Source organism: Cupriavidus oxalaticus, from assembly GCF_038900635.1.
GTDB lineage: Bacteria > Pseudomonadota > Gammaproteobacteria > Burkholderiales > Burkholderiaceae > Cupriavidus > Cupriavidus oxalaticus_B.
Map to the genome: position 1 here is coordinate 96173 of NZ_JAYMRX010000002.1, position 21052 is coordinate 117224.

General features: G+C 65.3%; 18 protein-coding genes. 15 read left to right on the forward strand and 3 right to left on the reverse strand.

Translation table 11 applies throughout. The features are described from left to right. Positions 1-57 precede the first annotated feature (57 nt). The 8 genes from VSR71_RS04720 to VSR71_RS04755 all read left to right on the forward strand — a co-directional run bounded on the left by VSR71_RS04720 (position 58) and on the right by VSR71_RS04755 (position 11075). Positions 58-840 carry a fumarylacetoacetate hydrolase family protein gene (locus tag VSR71_RS04720; protein ID WP_342912761.1) on the forward strand — a complete coding sequence of 261 codons (783 nt, stop codon included), beginning with the start codon at positions 58-60 and terminating at the stop codon, positions 838-840. A gap of 44 nt (positions 841-884) precedes the next feature. After that, a complete protein-coding gene (locus tag VSR71_RS04725) occupies positions 885-2447 on the forward strand; it encodes a Re/Si-specific NAD(P)(+) transhydrogenase subunit alpha (RefSeq protein WP_342912762.1) in 1563 nt (520 codons plus the stop codon). 25 nt (positions 2448-2472) lie between these two features. After that, complete coding sequence (pntB, locus tag VSR71_RS04730) at positions 2473-3873, forward strand: Re/Si-specific NAD(P)(+) transhydrogenase subunit beta (protein ID WP_342912763.1); 1401 nt, start codon at positions 2473-2475, stop codon at positions 3871-3873. Between the two features lie 626 nt (positions 3874-4499). After that, positions 4500-6239, forward strand: a complete 1740-nt coding sequence (gene oxc / locus VSR71_RS04735) for an oxalyl-CoA decarboxylase (RefSeq protein ID WP_342912764.1) — start codon at positions 4500-4502, stop codon at positions 6237-6239. A gap of 41 nt (positions 6240-6280) precedes the next feature. After that, the gene (gene frc, locus VSR71_RS04740) at positions 6281-7531 is read left to right on the forward strand and encodes a formyl-CoA transferase (RefSeq protein WP_342912765.1); all 1251 of its coding nucleotides are present in this window, start codon (positions 6281-6283) and stop codon (positions 7529-7531) included. 149 nt (positions 7532-7680) lie between these two features. Next, complete coding sequence (locus tag VSR71_RS04745) at positions 7681-8118, forward strand: PAS domain S-box protein (RefSeq protein ID WP_342912766.1); 438 nt, start codon at positions 7681-7683, stop codon at positions 8116-8118. A gap of 289 nt (positions 8119-8407) precedes the next feature. Next, a complete protein-coding gene (locus VSR71_RS04750) occupies positions 8408-9994 on the forward strand; it encodes an AMP-binding protein (protein ID WP_342912767.1) in 1587 nt (528 codons plus the stop codon). Positions 9995-10070: 76 nt separating this feature from the next. Beyond that, positions 10071-11075, forward strand: a complete 1005-nt coding sequence (locus tag VSR71_RS04755) for a tripartite tricarboxylate transporter substrate binding protein (protein ID WP_342912768.1) — start codon at positions 10071-10073, stop codon at positions 11073-11075. A gap of 14 nt (positions 11076-11089) precedes the next feature. Here VSR71_RS04755 and VSR71_RS04760 read toward each other — a convergent pair whose 3' ends face one another. Beyond that, positions 11090-11677, reverse strand: coding sequence for a TetR/AcrR family transcriptional regulator (locus VSR71_RS04760; RefSeq protein WP_342912769.1), 588 nt, complete (start codon positions 11675-11677; stop codon positions 11090-11092). A 316-nt stretch (positions 11678-11993) separates the two neighbouring features. Here VSR71_RS04760 and VSR71_RS04765 point away from each other — a divergent pair, with 316 nt between their 5' ends. Together VSR71_RS04765 and VSR71_RS04770 are read left to right on the forward strand one after the other, a co-directional pair. Next, positions 11994-12251 (forward strand): type II toxin-antitoxin system RelE/ParE family toxin, encoded by a 258-nt coding sequence (locus VSR71_RS04765; RefSeq protein WP_428979347.1) that lies wholly within the window; start codon positions 11994-11996, stop codon positions 12249-12251. 11 nt (positions 12252-12262) lie between these two features. Further along, positions 12263-12577 carry a HigA family addiction module antitoxin gene (locus VSR71_RS04770; protein ID WP_342912770.1) on the forward strand — a complete coding sequence of 105 codons (315 nt, stop codon included), beginning with the start codon at positions 12263-12265 and terminating at the stop codon, positions 12575-12577. A gap of 106 nt (positions 12578-12683) precedes the next feature. Here VSR71_RS04770 and VSR71_RS04775 read toward each other — a convergent pair whose 3' ends face one another. After that, entirely contained in the window at positions 12684-12989 is a 306-nt protein-coding gene (locus tag VSR71_RS04775) for a LysR family transcriptional regulator (protein ID WP_342912771.1), read from the reverse strand. A 119-nt stretch (positions 12990-13108) separates the two neighbouring features. Further along, on the reverse strand, positions 13109-14050 hold the full coding sequence (locus tag VSR71_RS04780; RefSeq protein ID WP_342912772.1) for a LysR family transcriptional regulator: 942 nt from the start codon (positions 14048-14050) through the stop codon (positions 13109-13111). Positions 14051-14262: 212 nt separating this feature from the next. Here VSR71_RS04780 and oxlT (VSR71_RS04785) point away from each other — a divergent pair, with 212 nt between their 5' ends. The 5 genes from oxlT (VSR71_RS04785) to VSR71_RS04805 all read left to right on the forward strand — a co-directional run bounded on the left by oxlT (VSR71_RS04785) (position 14263) and on the right by VSR71_RS04805 (position 21050). Then, entirely contained in the window at positions 14263-15603 is a 1341-nt protein-coding gene (gene oxlT / locus VSR71_RS04785; RefSeq protein ID WP_342912773.1) for an oxalate/formate MFS antiporter, read from the forward strand. A 232-nt stretch (positions 15604-15835) separates the two neighbouring features. Continuing rightward, positions 15836-16774 carry a LysR family transcriptional regulator gene (locus VSR71_RS04790; RefSeq protein ID WP_342912774.1) on the forward strand — a complete coding sequence of 313 codons (939 nt, stop codon included), beginning with the start codon at positions 15836-15838 and terminating at the stop codon, positions 16772-16774. 139 nt (positions 16775-16913) lie between these two features. Beyond that, the gene (locus tag VSR71_RS04795) at positions 16914-17132 is read left to right on the forward strand and encodes a hypothetical protein (protein ID WP_342912775.1); all 219 of its coding nucleotides are present in this window, start codon (positions 16914-16916) and stop codon (positions 17130-17132) included. 696 nt (positions 17133-17828) lie between these two features. Further along, positions 17829-19148, forward strand: a complete 1320-nt coding sequence (oxlT, locus tag VSR71_RS04800) for an oxalate/formate MFS antiporter (protein ID WP_342912776.1) — start codon at positions 17829-17831, stop codon at positions 19146-19148. Positions 19149-19328: 180 nt separating this feature from the next. After that, positions 19329-21050: an NADH-ubiquinone oxidoreductase-F iron-sulfur binding region domain-containing protein gene (locus VSR71_RS04805; protein ID WP_342912777.1), complete on the forward strand. Its 1722-nt coding sequence runs from the start codon at positions 19329-19331 to the stop codon at positions 21048-21050. Positions 21051-21052 lie beyond the last annotated feature (2 nt).

The window sequence follows — 21052 nt, forward strand, 5'->3', positions numbered from 1 at the left end:
CTGCAACCGATATCGGCGCAGGCAGGGCCCGCCTTTGCCTGCGCAAGGAGCATTCCCGTGCAAACCTGGATACGCTTTCGCCGTGCCGACGGCAGCATCGGCCATGGCCGCCTTGAGGGTACCGACCAGAACCGCGTGGTCGAATACGACCGCGACGGCTTCAGCCATCCCGAGCCCACGGGCGCCGTGCATGAACGCGCCGCGCTGACGCTGGTCGCGCCCTGCGAACCCGGCAAGGTGGTGGCGCTGTGGAACAACTTCCACGCGCTCGCGCGCAAGCTGGAGAAGCCGGTGCCGACGCACCCGCTGTTCCTGATCAAGCCGGCATCGTCGCTGGCCGGCCCCAACGACGCCGTGCAGCGCCCCAAGAGCTACGACGGCAAGATCGTCTACGAGGGCGAGCTCGGCATCGTCATCGGCAAGAAGGCGCGCAACGTGTCGGTCGGAGAGGCTGGCGCCCATATCTTCGGCTACACCATCGTCAACGACGTGACCGCGGCCGAGTTGATCACCGCCGATCCTAATTTCCCGCAATGGACGCGCGCCAAGGGCTTCGACACCTTCGGCTGCATCGGCCCGGCCATCGTCACCGGCTTTGACTGGCGCGGTGCCAGCGTTGTGACGCGGCTTGATGGCGTGGAGCGGCAGAACTACCCGCTGTCGGACATGATCTTCTCGCCGGAAGAGCAGGTCAGCCGTATCTCGCAGGACCTGACGCTGATGCCCGGTGACGTGATTGCCGTCGGGACGTCGCTGGGCGTGGGTTCGATGAAGGACGGCGCCGTGGTGGAGGTGTCGATCGCGGGCATCGGCTCGCTGGTCAACCACGTGCGCGGCTGAGCGCGACCCATGCCGACCCAACCAAACTCGAAACGGTGAATGCCATGCCAATGACGATCGGTGTGCCCCGCGAGGTCCACCCGGGCGAGCGGCGCGTTGCCGCCACCCCGGACTCGGTCAAGGAACTGCTCAAGCTCGGCTACCAGGTCGCGGTAGAGACCGGCGCGGGCCAGGAGGCCTCGTTCTCCGACGATGACTATCGCGCCGCCGGCGCCGCCATCGTCGACGCGGCGAGCCTGTGGGCCTCGGTCGACGTGGTGGTCAAGGTGCGCCCGCCGCAGGTCCACCCCAGCCTGGGCGTGGAAGAGGCGGCGCTGCTGAAGAAGCACGCCACGCTGATAGGCTTCGTCTGGCCGGCGCAGCAGATGCCGATGCTGGAGCGACTGGCGCAGCGCGGCGCCACGGTGCTGGCGATGGACTGCGTGCCGCGCATCTCGCGCGCACAGAAGCTGGATGCGCTCAGCTCCATGGCCAACATGGCGGGCTACCGCGCGGTGATCGAGGCCGCGCATGCCTTCGGCCGGCCCTTTTCCGGCCAGATCACCGCCGCGGGCAAGATCCCGCCGGCGCGGGTGCTGGTGATCGGCGCGGGCGTGGCCGGGCTGGCGGCAATCGGCGCGGCGCGCAGCCTGGGCGCCGTGGTGCGCGCCTTCGACACGCGGCCGGTGGTGCGCCAGCAGATCGAGAGCCTGGGCGCCGAGTTCCTGACCGTCGAGATCGAAGAGGACGGCAGCGGCAGCGGCGGCTATGCCAAGGAGATGAGTCCCGCCTTCATCGAGGCGGAAATGCGCCTCTTCGCCGAGCAGGCGCGCGAGGTGGACATCATCATCACCACCGCGCTGATCCCGGGCAAGCCGGCGCCGAAGCTGCTGGAAGCCGGGACCGTCGGGCTCATGCGCTCCGGCAGCGTGGTGGTGGACCTTGCCGCCGAGCAGGGCGGCAACTGCGTGCTGACCGTGCCGGGCGAAAGCGTGCGCCGCGACGGCGTGACGATCATCGGCTATACCGACCTGCCCAGCCGGATGGCGGAGCAGTCGAGCCAGCTCTACGCGACCAATATCCGCCACCTGCTGACCGAGCTGACGCCGGGCAAGGACGGCCAGCTCGTGGTCAACATGGACGACGAGATGATCCGCGGTGCCACGGTGCAGCACCAGGGCGCGGTGACCTGGCCGCCGCCGCCGCTGACGGTGGCGATACCGCAGCAGCAGGCGCCTGCCGCGTCGCCGCCGGTGGAGGCGGAAGCGTCCCCGCCGCGCAACCGCACCGGCGTGACGCTGGCCGCGCTGGCGCTGGCGGCGATTGCCCTGCTCGCCCTCGGGGCTGTGGCGCCGCCCGCGTTCATGGCGCACTTCACCGTATTCGTGCTGGCGATCTTTGTTGGCTACCAGGTGGTGTGGAACGTTACCGCCGCGCTGCACACGCCGCTGATGAGCGTGACCAATGCCATCAGCGGGATCATCGTGGTGGGGGCGCTGGTGCAGCTGGGCAAGCCGTCGCTGCTGACGGCGGTGATCGCGGGCTGCGCGGTGCTGGTTGCGACCATCAACATCGCCGGCGGCTTCCTCGTCACGCAGCGCATGCTGAAGATGTTCCAGCGCGACTGAATACAAGGGCAAAGGAGACCGAGCCATGCCTTCCGGAATCAGCAATATCGCTTACCTTGGCGCCAGCGCGCTGTTCATCCTTAGCCTGAGCGGGCTGAGCCATCCCGCCACTGCCAAACGCGGCAACCTGTTCGGCATCGCCGGCATGGTGATCGCGGTGGTGACCACCGTGCTGGCCGGCACGCCCGACGGCGTCGCCATCATCATCGGCGCGATGCTGGTGGGGGGCATCGCCGGCGCGGTGCTGGCCAAACGGGTGGAGATGACGCAGATGCCGCAGCTGGTGGCGGTGCTGCACAGCTTTGTCGGCCTGGCCGCGGTGCTGGTGGGCTATGCCAACTACCTGGAGCCGACCACGCTGGCCGGCGCCGAGAAGGTGATCCATGAGGTCGAGACCTATCTTGGCATCCTGATCGGCGCGGTCACCTTTACCGGTTCGATCATCGCCTTCCTCAAGCTGCAGGGCACCATGGGCGGCAAGCCGATGCTGCTGCCGGGCCGCCACGTGCTCAATGCCGGGGCACTGGCGGTGTGCTTGTGGCTGGGCTATGCCTTCCTCAGCGCGCCGGATGTGCAGCAGGGGCTGGTGCCGCTGGCGGCCATGACGGTGATCGCGCTGCTGGTCGGCGCGCACCTGGTGCTGGCCATCGGCGGCGCCGACATGCCGGTGGTGGTGTCGATGCTGAACAGCTACTCCGGCTGGGCGGCCGCGGCGACCGGCTTCATGCTGGGCAACGACTTGCTGATCATCACCGGAGCGCTGGTGGGATCGAGCGGCGCCATCCTCAGCTACATCATGTGCAAGGCGATGAACCGCAAGTTCCTGTCGGTGATCCTGGGCGGCTTCGGCGCGGTGCAGGCGCAGGGCGGCGCGGCTGCGGAGCAGGGCGAGGTGCTGCCGGTGTCGAGCGAGGAAGTCAGCGGCCTGCTCAAGGATGCCAGCGAGGTCATCATCGTGCCGGGCTACGGCATGGCGGTGGCGCAGGCGCAGGGCACCATCAGCGAGATCGCGCGGCGTCTGCGTGCGCAGGGCGTCAATGTCCGCTTCGGCATCCACCCGGTGGCAGGGCGCTTGCCGGGGCACATGAACGTGCTGCTGGCCGAGGCGCGCGTGCCATACGACATCGTGCTGGAAATGGAAGAGATCAACGACGATTTCGAGAAGGCCGACGTGGTGCTGGTGGTCGGCGCCAACGACATCGTCAACCCGGGTGCGCTGGAAGACCCTGCCAGTCCGATCGCCGGCATGCCGGTGCTGGAAGTGTGGAAGGCCAAGACCGTGGTGGTGTCCAAGCGCAGCATGGCGGCGGGCTACGCGGGCGTGGACAACCCGCTGTTCTACAAGGACAACACCCGGATGTGGTTTGGCGACGCCAAGGGCAGTGTCGATGCGTTGCTGCGGCAGCTGGAAGAGACACCGGCATGACCGGGTGTGGTCAAGCGGGAAGGCGTATGCCTTCCCTTTGGCCGTGTCATGCGCTGACGCCGATGCATAAACGATCGTGAATACATACGATAAAAAACTTTAAGCCAGCGCCAATTTAGCTTCGGTTAGCATGAATCGCGGCCATTGTTCGAGAGTGAGGGACGACGCACTGAGGGAAGAGGCAATCTGCGCAAATCCTTGGCATGTAATATATCAACGGAGATTGCGTGCTTCCTCTGCACTTCCCCGGCGGGGATTCACGTCATTTGTTCCTTAATCCGATCCATTCAGTAATTTCCCGTATCTGGCAGCAATTATCGTTAATTTTGCTGCATCGCACCGTATAAAAATTCAGGAATCAGTGGAAATTCTTCTTGCGTCGTTCTGATATATCACATACCGTATGTCATCAAGATCGACGAAAACGATCAGGCGCCGCAAGGCAAACAGCAACACCGGGCACGCAGGAAAGAGAACCTGAAGCCCGCCAGGCAAGCAGAGTTCAAACGAGGAGACCAAGACATGTCCGAAGTCGTCGAAGCCAAGCGGTCCGCCAGCACACCGCGGAAGACACCCTGAAATAAAAGAATTCCAACCCCGGTCAATTTGCATAGAAGGAAGCAACCATGGCAGAAGTCGGAAACGAGTTGCAGCGTCACGCCGCGGAAGAACATCAGGCACAAACCGATGGTTTTCATCTGGTCATCGACGCGCTGAAGCTGAACGGCATCGAAAACATCTACGGCCTGCCCGGCATTCCGGTCACCGATCTGGCTCGTCTGGCGCAGGCCAACGGCATGCGCGTCATCAGCTTTCGTCACGAGCAGAACGCAGGCAACGCAGCAGCGATTGCCGGCTTTCTCACGCAAAAGCCGGGCGTTTGCCTGACCGTGTCCGCGCCCGGCTTCCTGAACGGGCTGACGGCGCTGGCGCATGCGACCACCAACTGCTTCCCGATGATCCTGATCAGCGGCTCGAGCGAGCGCGAGATCGTCGACCTGCAGCAGGGTGACTACGAAGAGATGGACCAGCTGGCCATCGCCCGTCCGCACGCCAAGGCTGCCTTCCGCGTGCTGCACGCCGAAGACATTGGTGTCGGTATCGCGCGTGCCATTCGTGCCGCCGTGTCGGGCCGTCCGGGCGGTGTGTACCTGGACCTGCCGGCCAAGCTGCTGGGCCAGTCGATGGAAGCCGAGAAGGGCCGCAAGTCGCTGATCAAGGTGGTGGACCCGGCTCCGCGCCAGCTGCCTGCACCGGACTCGATCGACCGTGCCGTCGAGCTGCTGAAGAGCGCCAAGCGCCCGCTGATCCTGCTGGGCAAGGGTGCCGCGTACGCACGCGCCGAAGCGGATATCCGCACGCTGGTCGAGAAGACGGGCATTCCGTACCTGCCAATGTCGATGGCCAAGGGCCTGCTGCCCGATACGCACCCGCAATCGGCCTCGGCCGCACGCTCGTATGTGCTGGCTGAAGCCGACGTGGTGTTGCTGGTCGGCGCCCGCCTGAACTGGCTGCTGTCGCACGGCAAGGGCAAGACCTGGGGCAAGCCGAAGCAATTCATCCAGATCGACATCGCGGCGACCGAGATGGACAGCAACGTCGCCATCGCCGCGCCGGTCGTGGGTGACATTGGTTCGTGCGTGTCGGCAATTCTCGACAAGGTAGGCAACGACTTTGCCAAGCCGGGTGCCGACTGGCTGAATGCGGTAGCCGACCGCAGGGACACGAACCTGGCGAAGATGGCCGAGACCCTGGTCAAGGCCAGGGATGCGTCGCCGATGAACTTCCACGGCGCGCTGGGCGTGCTGAAGGATGTCGTCAAGGCCAACCCGGGCATCTCGTTCGTCAACGAAGGCGCCAACACGCTGGACTACGCCCGTGCCGTGATCGACATGTACGAGCCGCGCAAGCGCCTGGACGTGGGCACCTGGGGTGTGATGGGCGTGGGCATGGGCTACGCGGTCGCCGCGGCGGTCGAGACGAACAAGCCGGTGCTGGCGCTGTGCGGTGACAGTGCGTTCGGTTTCTCGGGCATGGAAGTCGAGACGATCTGCCGCTACAACCTGCCGGTCTGCATCGTCATCTTCAACAACAACGGCGTCTACAAGGGTATCGACGTGAATCCGACCGGCGGCAAAGATCCGGCGGTCACGACGTTCGTCCCGGGCGCGCGCTACGACAAGATGATGGAAGCGTTCGGTGGTGTCGGCTACAACGTCACCACGCCGGCGGAACTCGAAGCTGCCGTGAACGAAGCCTTGAAGTCGGGCAAGCCCACGCTGGTCAACGCCGTCATCGACCCGGCTGCCGGCACCGAAAGCGGTCGCCTGACCAATCTGAACCCGCAAAGCTCGGCCAAAAAGTAATTCACCCGAACTCACCCCTCTGATCCAATAGGAGAACGAACGTGAACCTCCCACTGAACGGCATCAAGATCATCGATTTCACGCACGTCCAGGCCGGCCCCGCGTGCACGCAGCTGCTGGCATGGTTCGGCGCCGACGTGATCAAGGTCGAGCGCCCCGGTTCGGGCGATGTCACGCGCACGCAGCTGCGCGACATCCCGGATGTCGACGCGCTGTACTTCACCATGCTCAACTCCAACAAGCGCAGCCTGACGCTGGATACCAAGAAGCCGGATGGCAAGAAGATCCTGGAGCAGTTGATCCGCGAGTCGGACGTGCTGGTCGAGAACTTCGGCCCGGGCGCGCTGGACCGCATGGGCTTCTCGTGGGAACGCATCAACGAGCTGAACCCCAAGATGATCGTCGCCTCGGTCAAGGGCTTCAGCGACGGCCACCACTACGAGGACCTGAAGGTCTATGAAAACGTGGCGCAGTGCGCGGGCGGTGCGGCGTCGACCACGGGCTTCTGGGACGGTCCTCCGACCGTCTCGGCCGCGGCGCTGGGCGACTCCAACACCGGCATGCACCTGGCCATCGGCATCCTGACCGCGCTGATCGGCCGCGACAAGACCGGCAAGGGCCAGAAGGTGGCCGTGTCGATGCAGGACGCCGTGCTCAACCTGTGCCGCGTCAAGCTGCGCGACCAGCAGCGCCTGGACCGCCTGGGCTACCTGGAAGAGTATCCGCAGTATCCGCACGGCAGCTTCAGCGACGTGGTGCCGCGCGGCGGCAACGCGGGCGGCGGCGGCCAGCCGGGCTGGGTGCTGAAGTGCAAGGGCTGGGAGACCGATCCCAACGCTTATATCTACTTCACCATCCAGGGCCACGCGTGGGAGCCGATCTGCAAGGCACTGGGCAAGCCGGAATGGATCGACGATCCCAACTACAGCACCGCCAAGGCACGCCAGCCGCATATCTTCGATATCTTCAAGACCATCGAGGACTGGCTCGCCGACAAGACCAAGTACGAGGCGGTCGACATCCTGCGCAAGCACGACATCCCGTGCTCGCCGGTGCTGTCGATGAAGGAGATCGCCGCCGATCCGTCGCTGCGCGCCAGCGGCAGCATCACCGAGGTGCCGCACAAGGAGCGCGGTACTTACCTGACGGTGGGCAGCCCGATCAAGTTCTCCGACCTCAAGCCGGAAATCACGGGTTCGCCGCTGCTGGGCGAGCATAGCGAAGAAGTGCTGGCCGGACTGGGCTACGGCGCGGACGACATCAAGCGCCTGCGCGAGTCCCAGGTGATCTGACGCCGCCCGCCCGGCATATGTGCCGGGGCGTCCGCCGGGGCCGCGCCAACCGCGCCGCCCCGGCATTTTGCTTGCAGCGCGGCCCCGTGCCGCGCTACCTTGATGGCCACATACCCCAACCGGCAATGACCGACAGAGAGGGACTCCCCATGCCAGAACCCATCGACTACGCGCAACTGGTGTCGGCCATCGGCGACGCCATCATCATCTCCGACGCCAAGGGCGCCATCACGCTGTGGAACCCCGCCGCCGAGCGCATGTTCGGTTACACCCAGGCCGAGGCCATGGGCCAGTCGCTCGACCTCATCATTCCCGAACGGCTGCGCGGGCGCCATTGGGAGGGCTATGACAAGACCATGGCCACCGGCATCACGCGCTACGGCCATGACCTGCTCAAGGTGCCCGCGGCCGACAAGGACGGCAAGACCTTGTCGATCGCTTTTACCGTGGCGCTGCTCAAGGATGACGCGGGTGCCATTACCGGCATCGTCGCCGTGATCCGCGACGAGACCGTGCGCTTCCAGGAAGAGCGCGCGTTGAAGAAGCGGCTGGTCGAGCTGGAGACCCAGGTCAAGGAACAGGCCTGATTCGCCGGCAAGGCGTTATGCCGCCGGTTTGCTCCCCGCTTCCATGATTGGAAGCGGGGAGACTGCATCCGCGATCTCCCTGCCTGCTTGTCGCCAGCGCCGCCGCCTTGTGCCGCGGCGCTGCCCCCATCTTGTCGCCCCCTCGTTAATACCCACGTGGCACCCACCGCGCACCTTGCGCGCCGCTTCCACGCGACTGAACGCCGCCTTTTCGGTACCAAAAGCGTTGACGTGGTACCAAACGGCGCCTACATTGGGGCCTGACAAGAACAGCCACCGAGGAGACAAGATGACGCTTCAGCCCCCCGGAGTTCCGGCGGCCGCGCGCGTGCATGGCGGCGCGACCGTGGGCCAGCTCTACGCCACGGCACTGCGCGCGCGGCCGGGTGTGCCGGCCATCGTCGGCGACGACATCACGCTGGGCTACGACGAACTTGCGCAACGGTGCGCGCGCATCGCGCGGCTGTTCGCCGCCAAAGGGCTGGCGCGGCAGGATGCCGTGGCCTTCCTGGTCGGCAACCGCGCCGAAGCGGTGGCCGCGATCATCGCCACGCAACTGGCCGGGCTGAAGAACGTGTCGCTGCATCCGATGGCCTCGGAAGCGGATCACGCCTTCGTGCTGCAGGAGGCGGGCGCGACGGCGCTGGTGGTCGACAACGCGCGCTTTGCCGAGCGGGCGCGCGCGCTGGCCGGTGCCTGCGCGGTGCAGGTGCTGCCGCTTGACGACGGCGAATTCGGTCCCGGTCTGGCCAGCGCGGCGGCGGCGATGGATGGCGCCGACTTTATCCCCGGCGACGATCCCACGGAAATCAGCAAGATCTCCTTTACCGGCGGCACCACCGGCCGCTCCAAAGGGATCCTGCATACCCACCGGACCACGGTGACCGTGCTGCAATACATGCTGGCCACCTATGAATGGCCGGCGCAGGTGCGCTACCTGGTGACCACGCCGATCTCGCATGCGTCGGGCAGCATGATCCTGCCGACGCTGCTGCGCGGCGGCACCGTCTACCTGTGCGACAAGTTCAGCCCGGCCGATTTCCTGCAGCGCGTGGCCCGGCACCGCATCAACCTGACCTTCCTGGTGCCGACGCAGATCTACGGCGTGCTCGACTGCGATGGCCTCGATACGGCCGACCTGTCCAGCCTGGAGCTGGTGCTCTATGGCGCCGCGCCGATCGCTCCGGTGCGGCTTGCCGATGCGCTGCGCCGCATTGGCCCGGTGTTCGGCCAGATCTACGGCCAGGCCGAAGCGCCGATGTGCATCAGCTACCTGGCGCGTGCCGACCACGACCCGGAGCGGCCGGATCGGCTGCGTTCATGCGGCAAGGTCATCGCCGGCAACCAGGTGCGGCTGCTCGACGCGGAGTTGCGCGAAGTCGCGCCGGGCGAGGTCGGCGAGTTGTGCGTGCGCGGGCCGCTGGTGATGGAAGGCTACCTGAACCGGCCGGAAGAGAACGCAAAAGTGTTCGCCGGCGACTGGCTGCATACCGGCGACATGGCGCGCTGCGACAGCGAAGGCTACCTGTACCTGGTCGACCGCGCCAAGGACATGATCATCAGCGGCGGCTTCAATGTGTATCCGAGCGAGGTGGAACATTGCCTGGCGCAGCACCCGGCCATTGCCATGTCGGCGGTGATTGGCATCCCGGACGCAAAGTGGGGCGAGTCGGTCATGGCCATCGTGGTGGCACGGCCCGGCGCGGCGGTGACCGAGGCCGACGTGGTCGGCCATGTCACGCAGCACAAGGGCGTGGTCAACGCGCCCAAGCAGGTGGTGTTTGCCGACGAACTGCCGCTGACCGCGCTGGGCAAGATCGACCGCAAGGCGCTCCGCAGCCGCTACTGGGGCGGGCAGGAGCGGCAAGTGGCCTGAGCGCCGGCCGAGTCATGCCCCCCGGCCCCGGCAGAGGGCCGGCGGCAGAACGAAAACAACAACCATGGAGGAGACCATGTCATTCCGCATCATCCGGCATGCGCGCCACGCCGTGCGCGCCGCCCAGGCGTGCCTGCTGGCGCTTTGCCTGGCCAGCCCCGCCGCTCACGCCAGCGAGCCGTATCCGGCCAAACCGATACGTTTCGTCGTTCCATTCGCCCCCGGCGGCGTGACCGACCTGACCGCGCGCACCTTCGCCAAGTACATGGGCGACACGCTGGGCCAGCCGCTGGTGACCGAGAACAAGCCCGGCGCGGGCGCGACCATCGGCGCCAACTTTGTCGCGCGCTCGGCGCCGGATGGCTACACGCTGCTGCTAGGCACCAACGTCACCCACGCGATCAATCCGCGGCTGCTGGCCTCGACGCCATATGACCCGCTGAAGGACTTCCAGGCGGTGGCCGTGTTCGGGCTGAACGGCAATGTGCTGCTGGTCAGCAACAGCTTCCCGGCGAAGACCTTTGCCGAGTTCCTTGCCTATATCAAGGCGCGGCCGGGCAAGGTCAACTATGCGTCCGGCAGCGTCGGCAGTTCGGCGCACCTGGCGGCGGAACTGCTCAAGCAGGAAGTGAAGGGGCTGGAATACACGCACGTGCCGTACGGCGGCCCATCCGAAGCCATGTCGGCGCTGATCGGCGGACACGTGGACTTTCTGTTCGCCAACATCGGTGCGGCGGTCACGCAAGTCAAGTCGGGCAAGGTCAGGGCTCTGGCGGTGACGACCGCGAAGCGCGCGCCGCAGATGCCGGACGTGCCGACCATTGCCGAATCGGGCGTGCCGGGTTTTGAAGTGGTCGGCTGGATGGCGGCATTCGTGCCCAGGGGCACGCCGGCGCCGGTGGTGGCGCGGCTGAACGAGGTCATCAATCAGGCGCAGCAGAACCCCGACCTGCGCACTACGCTCGACGCGGCGGCGCTGATCCCGGTGACGGGCGCGCCGGACCAGGCCAGCCGCTTCGTGCAGGACGAGTACACCAAGTGGGGCAAGGTGGTCCGCGCGGCGAACATCCCGCCGCAGTGATCCGGCTTGCCGGGCTAGGGCGCGCGCGCGTCCTGCCCCGGCCGGCACAGCAGGCCGTTCAGGATGATCTCGTAGAACTCGCTGAAGGCATCGCCGATCTTCATGCCGGTCTCTTTCAGGAACTGCTGGTTGCGCAGCCGGTGCGCGGCACCGAGGATGGCTTCGGACACCAGCCGCGGATTGTGCGGCGCCATCTGCCCGGCGCGCATGCCGGCCTCCAGCAAGTTTTCCAGCCCGCGCACGCGGGCGAGTTGGTAGGCATCGAACACGGCCTTGCCGCTGTCGATCGCATCCAGGTCGGTCAGCGCTGTCTTGCTCAGCCCCGAGGTGTTCAGCGTGGCGTGCAGGTAAGCGGAAACCGCGCGCGCCGGATCGCTCTCGCGGCGCGCCGCGGCAAAACCCTTTTCCAGGCTCGCCGCAAGCACACGCTCGCAGATGCCGACGAACAGCGCTTCCTTGGTCGGCGCGATCTCATACAGCCGCCGCCGCGAGCAGCGCATGCGCTGCGCCAGCTCGCCAATGGTCAGCGACGAAACGCCTTCAGTACTCAGCAGCCGGGTCAGTTCCTGAATGAATTCATCGTCGGTGCGTCGGGTGGCCATGAATGAAAAGCGAAGGGCGGAATGCCGGGTGTCGAGAGAACCCTCGCATCTTACGACGATCAGCGCGCAAGTACGTGCCCTCGTGACGACGCGCTCCAATCTGATTGCTGGGCGCAGGCCAGCGGGCTATGGTCACGAGCGATCGGTGCGGATGCGGCACGGCGCCTGCGGTATGCACGGCCAGACCTGTCAAACGTAATCGATTTGTCTCCGATGGTGTATCCAATGCCGTCCAGTTTTCGATCCCGTTGTATAGCGTATCTATACGCTATACAATGCCGACTATCTCAGACTTCGATGATCAAGAGCTTCGCCCATGCCGGCCTCCAGCGCTTTTTCGAGAGGCTCCAAGGCAGGAATTCAACCACATCACGCAGATCGGCTGCGCAAGCAGCCCGGTGCGCTGGATCACGCCATCCGGCCGGAAGACATGGCTGTTCCCGGCTGGCGCTTGCATCCGTTATGCGGGGACTTGGCTGGCCATTGGTCCGTCTCTGTCAATGGCCACTGGCGGCTGACATTCAGGTTTGAGGGAAGGGACGCCATCGTCGTCGACTACCAGGACTACCATTGAAGGACTGCATCATGAAGCGCATGCACAACCCGCCTCATCCCGGAACCGTGCTGGCCGACTGGCTCGAAGGTGTAGAGGACATGACCATCACGGCGTTTGCCGCGCATATCGGCGTAACGCGTGCAACGCTTTCGCGCATCCTCAACGGACACTCGTCTATCACGCCTGACATCGCCATCCGGCTCGAAGACGCGCTTGGGGCGAGCCGCGAGATGTGGAGTGGCATGCAGATGGCCTATGACCTTTGGCTTGCGGCACAACAGCCTCGTCCTCGTATCAAGCGATTGATCCGGCGGACTTCCGAAGTAGAGGGCATGGCGGCGTGAGCCTCGGCGCGCAGGCAGTCCAATGTCAATGCGGGCGTGGAGACGATCGCCGGAATAAAAAAGGCGAGACCGCCAGAGCGCCTCGCCTGTAACCGATCGGACCCTCTTAGTTGAGATGGCCGACCGCGCGCAGGTATTCGTTCTTTTTCTCGAAGATCAGCCCGCTGAGGAAGCTCGCATCATAGGCGGCGAGCAGGTGGGCGTGGTGCTCTTCGATATAGCGGGCGACGCGGGCCTTTTCGCATTCGATGCCGCACAGCCATTCGTACATCTCGGCGTCCCAGCGGAAACTCAGTTCCAGTTCGATAAAGGCGGCGTTATAGGCCGCGAGTTGCGTTTCGCGCGGGATGGGCTGGTTGTCAGTGCCGACCGTGATGGCTGCGGGGCGGCTGTCAGTCTGGACCTGGTTCATGGCTTGTCTCCTCGATTCGCTGTAGCGGTGGGGTTGAGACAAGCATAGGGACGTCAAACGATTTACGATAATTAAAGTTTCAGCGATAAACCATAAGTTATCGGTTATAGATTAAGGGGCTATGCTTCCAGGCGAATCAATCCTTCCACGCCTGTAATCCGCTGGATCAGCCCCGCGCCTTCCTCCATCAGGAACTGCTTGAACGCCAGCGCCACCGGCGGCAGGCGCTTGTTCTTGCGATGCACAACGTACCAGTTGAGCATCACCGGAAAGCCCTCGATATCGAGCACCGCCAGCTTCCCCGCCTGCAACTCGAGTCCGACCGTGTGCGCCGACAGGAAGGCGATGCCCATGTTGGCGATCACCGCCTGCTTGATGGTCTCAGTACTCTTGATCTCCATGGCGATGCGCAGGTTGGACAGCCGGCCGGCAAAGCCTTCCTGCATCGAATTCCACGTATCGGACCCCTTTTCGCGCGAAACGAAGGCCTCGCCGGCCAATACCGAAAGCGGGATGTTGCGCTTGCCGACCAGCGGATGGCTCGGCGCCGCGACGATGACGTAAGGGTGGGGCGCGAAGGCTTCGTTGATGGTATCCATGCCTTCCGGCGGACGCACCATCACCGCCAGGTCGGTCAGGTTGCCGGCCAGCTGGTGCAGCAATTCTTCGCGGTTGTGCACCGCAAGATTCAGCGTCACGCCGTCATGGCGCTCCATGAATTCGGCCAGCAGCCGCGGAAAGAAATAGTCGCCGGCGCTGATTACCGCCACGTTGAGGCGCCCGCCGGAAATGCCCTTGAGCTGCGACATGGCGTCCTCGGCCTCGCGGAACTGCTGGATGATGCTGCGGCTGTAGTGCAGCATCTCGTGCCCGGCCGGCGTCAGGTAGATCTTCTTGCCGAGCTGCTCGAACAGCGGCAGGCCGACATGGTGTTCCAGCTGCCTCACCTGGGTCGACACGGCTGGCTGCGTCAGGTGCAGCTCCTCGGCGGCGCGCGAAAAGCTCATATGGCGGGCGACGGTTTCAAAGACCTTCAGTTGCCGCAGCGTGGCGTTCTTCATTCAATCGTTCCGTGCAATATATAAACGGTCATCAATACAAACGATAAAAAACTTTATGCAGTGCTGATCTTAGATTCAAGTAGCATCAATCCCTGATTTGCATGCCGCAATGTCAGGCGCCGATCTCATCGCGACCAAGGGCCCGCACCGAAGAGGCCCGGGAGGGTGTCCCATCCGGGACGCAGCTGACAAGCATCAGGAGACAAGAACAGATGGCGCAATATGAAGCGGCGGCCACGCCCGCTCACAGCAATGTGAACGGCCGGGGCCTGCAGAACCGTTGGATCCAGCTCGCAATCGGCGTGGTATGCATGGGGCTGGTGGCCAACCTGCAGTATGGCTGGACCTTGTTCGTATCCCCGATGGACGCCAGGCATCACTGGGGAGCATCCGCGATCCAGGTGGCGTTTTCCATTTTTATCGTAACCGAGACCTGGCTGGTACCGCTGGAGGGCTGGCTGGTCGACAAGTTCGGTCCGCGCCCGGTGGTGGCTGGTGGCGCGATCTGCGCGGGGCTGGCGTGGGTGATGAATGCCTACGCCACCACGCTGCCGGAGCTGTATGCGGCCGCGGTGATCGCGGGCATCGGCGCTGGCGGAGTGTACGGCACCTGCGTGGGCAATGCGCTGAAGTGGTTCCCGGACAAGCGCGGGCTGGCGGCCGGGCTGACCGCGGCGGGGTTTGGCGCGGGCGCCGCGATCACGGTGATCCCGATCGCGAACATGATCCACAGCGCCGGGTATGAAAAGGCGTTCCTGTTCTTCGGCATCCTGCAGGGCGCGTGCATCTTCGTGCTGGCGCTGCTGCTGGTGAAGCCCAGGGCGCCCAAGGGAGCGGTGGCTGCCAAGGCGGTGCTGACCAACCCGGTGGAATACACGCCGGGGCAGATGGTGAAGACGCCGGTGTTCTGGCTGATCTACGCGAGCTTTGTCGCGGTGGCGGCGGGCGGGATCATGGCCACGGCACAACTGGGCCCGATCGCGAAGGACTACGGGTTTGTGTCGATGCCGGTGACGCTGCTGGGGCTCACGTTGCCGCTGCTGACGATGACCTTGTCGATCGACAACCTGTGCAATGGCTTCACGCGGCCGCTGTGCGGGTTCCTGTCGGACAAGTTCGGCCGCGAGAACACGATGTTCGTGATCTTCATCGGCGAGGGGCTGGCACTGCTGGGCCTGATGCAGCTGGGGCACAACCCGTACTGGTTCATGTTCTTCGCGGCACTGACGTTCCTGTTCTGGGGCGAGATCTTCTCGATCTTCCCGGCGCTGTGCGCGGACACGTTCGGCAGCAAGTTCGCGGCGGCCAACGCCGGGACGCTGTACACGGCCAAGGGCACGGCGGCGATGCTGGTGCCGCTGGCATCGGTGCTGTCGGCGCGCGGCGGCTGGGAGGCGGTGTTCACGGTGGCGGCGGTGGTGACGATCGCCGCGGGGATCTCGGCCAAGGTATTGCTGGCGCCGATGCGCAGGCGATTTATCACCGGGCAGGCCGACGGCCTGCAGATTGCGGATGCCGCCTATCTGCCGCGAATCCAGAGAGAAGGAGACTAAGTACCCCGGAAGAACGGCCTGCCTGCACGCAGGCCGTTGCCATGACATCAGGCCAACGACCGCGACACCAGCAAATCCATACCCACATTATCGATGGCTGCCCACAGCCACGCCCCATCAAGGAGACTGCCATGACCGGACCGCATGCATCGGTACCCGCACCGCGACATCCCGCCGCGCCCGACCACGGGTTGCGCCTGAGCCGCGCCGTCGCGTGTCAGGGAGGGCGGCCATGAACATCTCGCTCCCCCAACTGAAGGCCTTCGCCGCGGTGGCGCGGCACAAGAGCTTTACGCGCGCGGCCGCCGAGCTCGGCCTGACGCAGTCCGCGGTAAGCCGCAGCGTGCGCGAGCTGGAAGAAGAGATCGACCAGCGCCTGTTCGACCGCACCACGCGCCAGGTGGAACTGACCGACGCCGGCTTGCACCTGTCGCAGCGAATCTGCCACCTGATCGAGGAGGTCGAGCAGACGCTACGCGACAGCCAGAGCGCGAGCCGTCCGTGCCAGGGCCTGGTGCAGATCGCGTCGGACCCGGTGCTCAGCTCGATGTCGTTGCCGGCATGGCTGGCGGGCTGCCGGCAGGCATGGCCCGCGATTGCAATCCACCTGAAGGACCGCTCGCAGGAATCGGTGCTGCAGAGCGTGCGCAGCGGCGAGGTCGACTTCGGCATCGCCACCGATCCGCGCGCCGCCGATGACCTGTACTGCGAACCGCTGTGCATCGATCCCTATCACGCCGTGCTGCCGGCGCAGCATCCGCTGGCCGCGCGGGACACGGTAGGGTGGGGCGAGCTCAGCGATGCCAGCGTGCTGACGCTGGACCAGCAGTGCGGCATGCAGCCGGCGGTGGAGAAGGCGCTCAGCAGCTACCACGTGCGGACCAGTTCGCTGCAGCTGCTCGGGCACTTTGCCGCGGTGTTCGGCATGGTAGCGCTGGGGCTTGGCATCGGCGTCGTGCCGTCGCGCGCGCAGGCGGCCGGCCTGAGCCCGGCCGCCGTGATGCGGCCATTGCGGCCGCAGGTCACTTCGACCGTCATGCTGGTGCGGCGCAAGAGCCGGTCGCTGAAGCCCAACGCCGCCGCCATCTGGGACGCGTTGCGCGGCCTGGAGTACGAACCCCCGGCCACAGCCACAGCCGCAGCGGTGCGCCGGGATACCACCACCGTATGAACAGATGCGGGATCGCCATCCCAACCGCTGTTGTATTGGAGCAAACTCTCTACTGATATATTACATACAGGATATTTACACATAGTGCGGCGCAGCATATAATGAAAACTCCTGACCACAACGCAACTGGAGTTTTCAAATGGAAGTCGCATTGCTCTTCGTCCTTGGCCTGGCCGTTCTTGCCGGCGGTACCGCCATGACCATCCTGCTGGCTACCCGCCTGCCGATGGACGTGCTGGTGACCGCGCAGGAACATGGCCGCTTTGCCGGACTGGGATCGAGCCAGGAAAGCGACGGAGTGGGCCGCGCACGCCGGGCGCGTGTCGTGCCCGCTGCCGGCGAACTGGCATACGCCTGATCGGCGCTGCGCCGGGCGCTGTCCGCGCGTATTGCGCATGGCACCGCCTCGAGCGCCTCTGACAAGGATGTAGCGGCCGGCTTCCTTGTTGTAGAGCTGTCCGTCTCAAGCCTCGCTTGAAGACCCCGCGGCCGCCATTTCTCCCTCCTTCGGTGCGCTGTCCTGCGCGCTATCCAAATCCGCTTTAGCCTCCCGTCCAACGTGCCGCCAGGCATGCAACGAGACGCTTGGCTTCCTTCCTCTCCCTGTATTTCGGCAAAACCAGCACCTGGCCTGCCGGTCGCTCATGCCAAGCGGAAGTCACGTTGTTTTAAATGTATCAAACTAGGGACTTTCCCCAACCGCTCGCTTTCCCGGTTTTCTCGCGCCTTAATCCCCGGCATGCTGATGGTTGCCACCGGCGCGTGCATTGATGCGCCGACTCAAGGCAACTGCTTGATTTCCAAGGATTCCCGGTACCAGCGGCAGGGCCGTTGATGCAAGGCGCGCAATAGTGGCGCCGCAACATCGGCATTGCCGGCGCAGGTTGCGGAAAGTGTTTGCTGCAGTGCCGCAACGAATACGCTTGACTTGGTTGATATATCACATACCGTATAGCACTAGAACGGCTAAGCTGTTCGAGACCGAGAGTCACGCAGAGGCGTCTTCAGGCGCCCAATCTTCCACCTTGGCGGCTTGCCGCTATAAGGAGACATCATGGAACTGCAGCAAAGGGAGTCCACGTCGCGCTTTGCGTCGCCGTGGGTGCAATTGGTCTTCGGCGTGATCTGCATGGCGATGATCGCCAACATGCAGTACGGCTGGACGCTGTTCGTCAACCCGATCGACGACAAATACCACTGGGGCCGCACCGCGATCCAGGTGGCATTCACCATCTTCGTCGTGACGGAAACCTGGCTGGTACCGATCGAGGGCTACCTCGTCGACAAGTACGGCCCGCGCCCGGTTGTGGTGGGTGGCGGCCTGCTTTGCGCCGTCGCGTGGGCGCTGAACTCGGTGGCGTCTTCGCTGCCGATGCTGTACGTCGCCGCGGCAATCGGCGGCCTGGGCGCGGGCGCGGTGTATGGCACTTGCGTCGGCAACGCGCTGAAGTGGTTCCCCAATCGCCGGGGGCTGGCGGCAGGGATCACGGCGGCCGGCTTCGGCGCGGGCTCCGCGCTGACCGTGGTGCCCATCGCCAACATGATCAAGACGTCGGGCTATGAAGCCGCATTCCTGTGGTTCGGTCTTGGCCAGGGCCTGATCGTATTCATCCTGGGCATGGCCCTGTACCCGCCGTCCACCAAGATCCTGAGCGAGGTCAAGTCCACGCTGAAGGCTGCCGCCACCTACAACGCTTCGCCGCGCGAGGTGCTGAAGTCGCCGATCTTCTGGGTCATGTACGCGATGTTCGTGATGATGGCCGCCGGCGGCCTGATGGCCACCGCCCAGCTCGGCCCGATCGCCAAGGACTTCGGCCTGCACGAGGCGCCGATCTCGATCCTTGGCCTGACCTTGCCCGCGCTGACCTTCGCGCTGACCATCGATCGCGTGCTCAACGGCCTGACGCGCCCGTTCTTCGGCTGGATCTCCGATCATATCGGCCGTGAACGCACCATGTTCTTTGCCTTCGGGGTCGAGGCCGTCGGTATCCTGCTGCTGTCGAAGTACGGCCATCATCCGGTTGCCTTCGTGATACTGACCGGCGTGGTGTTCTTCGCCTGGGGCGAGATCTACAGCCTGTTCCCGGCCACCTGCGGCGACACCTTCGGGCCGAAGTTTGCCGCGACCAACGCGGGCCTGCTGTACACCGCCAAGGGCACGGCCGCGCTGCTGGTGCCGTTCTCCAGCGTGATCACGGCCGCCACGGGCAGCTGGCATGCGGTCTTCATGGTGGCCTCGGGCATGGCGGCATTGACTGCGATCATGGCCCTGTTCGTGCTCAAGCCGATGCGCGAAGCCCATGCCCGCAAGTATGTCCATGCCAATGCCTCGGCACCGATGGGCTACCGTACCGTGCAGGAAGACCTGAGCTGATGAAGAAAGCCTTGCGGCGCCCGCGTGCGCCGGCAGTATCCGGGGCGGACGGCCGCGATGCCTGCACGGCCTCCCGCCCCGGTAGCACAATACGAGAAAAATGAAGCACGACAGGAGGGTGGCCCGCGAGGCACCTTCCTGATCGGCCATCCGACATCCACAAAAGATCCAGGCACCGCCATGAACCAGGTTGTCATCCCTCTTGAGGCGACAGGGCTCGGCCGGCAGCGCAAGCGCCGCCAGCCCAAGGGCCGTCAGGTCGACGCGGCCGCGCTGGCCGAAGTGCGCGTGGCGCTGGGCGACATGCCACGCCGCCGCGACCTGCTCATCGAACACCTGCACTGCATCAACGACCGCTACGGCCAGCTTGCGATGCCGCACCTGGTGGCGCTCGCGAGCGAGCTGAGGCTGTCGATGACCGAGGTGTACGAGGTCGCCAGCTTCTACCACCATTTCGACGTGGTGCGCGAGGACGCGGACGGACAGATCGCCGCGCCGCCCGCGCTGACGGTGCGCGTATGCGAGGGCATTGCCTGCGAACTGGCCGGTGCCCGCGCGCTGATCGACAAGCTGCCCGCCTTGCTCGGCACCGACGTGCGCGTGATCGCCGCGCCGTGCATTGGCCGTTGCGAGAAGGCGCCGGCGGCGCTGGTCGGGCAGAACCCCGTGGACGGCGCGACCGCCGACACGGTTGCCGCAGCGGTCCAGGCCGGGGCCGTGCGTCACGAGCCCGAGCCCCATATCGGCTACGGTGCGTACCGTGCGGGCGGCGGCTATGGGCTGCTGCGGTCGCTTGCCGACGGCACCCTCGATGCCGACGCCGTGCTGTGCACGATGGAAGATTCCGGCCTGCGCGGCCTGGGTGGCGCGGGCTTCCCCACCGGCCGCAAATGGCGCATCGTGCGCAAGGAACCGGCGCCGCGCCTGATGGCCGTGAATATCGATGAAGGCGAGCCTGGCACCTTCAAGGACCGTGTCTACCTGGAGCGCGATCCGCACCGCTTCCTGGAAGGCATGCTGATCGCGGCGACGGTGGTCAATGTATCGGCGATCTACATCTACCTGCGCGACGAATACGCCGGCTGCCGTGCGCTGCTGGCCGAGGCACTGCAGCAGTTGCGCGATGACCCGCCGCTTTCCGGCCTGCCCACCGGCCTGCCGGCGATCGAGCTGCGCCGCGGCGCGGGCGCGTATATCTGCGGCGAAGAGTCGGCGATGATCGAATCGATCGAAGGCAAGCGCGGCATGCCGCGGCTGCGTCCGCCATACGTGGCGCAGGTGGGCCTGTTCGGCCGGCCCACGCTCGAGCACAACTTCGAGACGCTGTACTGGGTGCGCGACATCATCGAGAAGGGCGCGGAGTGGTTCGCTTCGCAGGGGCGCAACGGGCGCAAGGGTTTGCGCTCGTTCTCGGTATCCGGCCGCGTGAAGAAGCCGGGCGTCCACCTGGCGCCAGCGGGCATCACCGTGCGCGAGCTGATCGACGAATACTGCGGCGGCATGCTCGACGGCCACGCGTTCTACGCCTACCTGCCGGGCGGCGCGTCGGGCGGCATCCTGCCCGCGTCGATGGGCAATATCCCGCTCGATTTCGACACGCTGCAGCCGTACGGCTGCTTTATCGGCTCCGCCGCGGTGGTGATCCTGTCGGACCACGACAGCGCCACGCAGGCAGCGCGCAACCTGATGCACTTCTTCAAGCATGAGTCGTGCGGGCAATGCACGCCGTGCCGCACCGGCACGGCCAAGGCCCTCGACCTGATCCATCAGCAGAAGTGGGACCTCGCAGCGCTGGACGACCTGTCCGCGGTGATGCGCGATGCATCGATCTGCGGGCTGGGGCAGGCCGCGCCCAATCCCGTCGACTGCGTGATCAAGTACTTCCCGCACGAACTCGCGTGAGA

Excerpts from the sequence above, each read along its gene's own strand:
- VSR71_RS04725 (WP_342912762.1), top strand. The coding sequence starts at position 885 with ATGCCAATGACGATCGGTGTGCCCCGCGAGGTCCACCCGGGCGAGCGG.
- pntB (WP_342912763.1), top strand. The coding sequence starts at position 2,473 with ATGCCTTCCGGAATCAGCAATATCGCTTACCTTGGCGCCAGCGCGCTG.
- oxc (WP_342912764.1), top strand. The coding sequence starts at position 4,500 with ATGGCAGAAGTCGGAAACGAGTTGCAGCGTCACGCCGCGGAAGAACAT.
- VSR71_RS04745 (WP_342912766.1), top strand. The coding sequence starts at position 7,681 with ATGCCAGAACCCATCGACTACGCGCAACTGGTGTCGGCCATCGGCGAC.
- VSR71_RS04750 (WP_342912767.1), top strand. The coding sequence starts at position 8,408 with ATGACGCTTCAGCCCCCCGGAGTTCCGGCGGCCGCGCGCGTGCATGGC.
- VSR71_RS04755 (WP_342912768.1), top strand. The coding sequence starts at position 10,071 with ATGTCATTCCGCATCATCCGGCATGCGCGCCACGCCGTGCGCGCCGCC.
- VSR71_RS04760 (WP_342912769.1), bottom strand. The coding sequence starts at position 11,677 with ATGGCCACCCGACGCACCGACGATGAATTCATTCAGGAACTGACCCGG.
- VSR71_RS04765 (WP_428979347.1), top strand. The coding sequence starts at position 11,994 with ATGCCGGCCTCCAGCGCTTTTTCGAGAGGCTCCAAGGCAGGAATTCAA.
- VSR71_RS04770 (WP_342912770.1), top strand. The coding sequence starts at position 12,263 with ATGAAGCGCATGCACAACCCGCCTCATCCCGGAACCGTGCTGGCCGAC.
- VSR71_RS04775 (WP_342912771.1), bottom strand. The coding sequence starts at position 12,989 with ATGAACCAGGTCCAGACTGACAGCCGCCCCGCAGCCATCACGGTCGGC.
- VSR71_RS04780 (WP_342912772.1), bottom strand. The coding sequence starts at position 14,050 with ATGAAGAACGCCACGCTGCGGCAACTGAAGGTCTTTGAAACCGTCGCC.
- oxlT (WP_342912773.1), top strand. The coding sequence starts at position 14,263 with ATGGCGCAATATGAAGCGGCGGCCACGCCCGCTCACAGCAATGTGAAC.
- VSR71_RS04790 (WP_342912774.1), top strand. The coding sequence starts at position 15,836 with ATGAACATCTCGCTCCCCCAACTGAAGGCCTTCGCCGCGGTGGCGCGG.
- VSR71_RS04795 (WP_342912775.1), top strand. The coding sequence starts at position 16,914 with ATGGAAGTCGCATTGCTCTTCGTCCTTGGCCTGGCCGTTCTTGCCGGC.
- oxlT (WP_342912776.1), top strand. The coding sequence starts at position 17,829 with ATGGAACTGCAGCAAAGGGAGTCCACGTCGCGCTTTGCGTCGCCGTGG.
- VSR71_RS04805 (WP_342912777.1), top strand. The coding sequence starts at position 19,329 with ATGAACCAGGTTGTCATCCCTCTTGAGGCGACAGGGCTCGGCCGGCAG.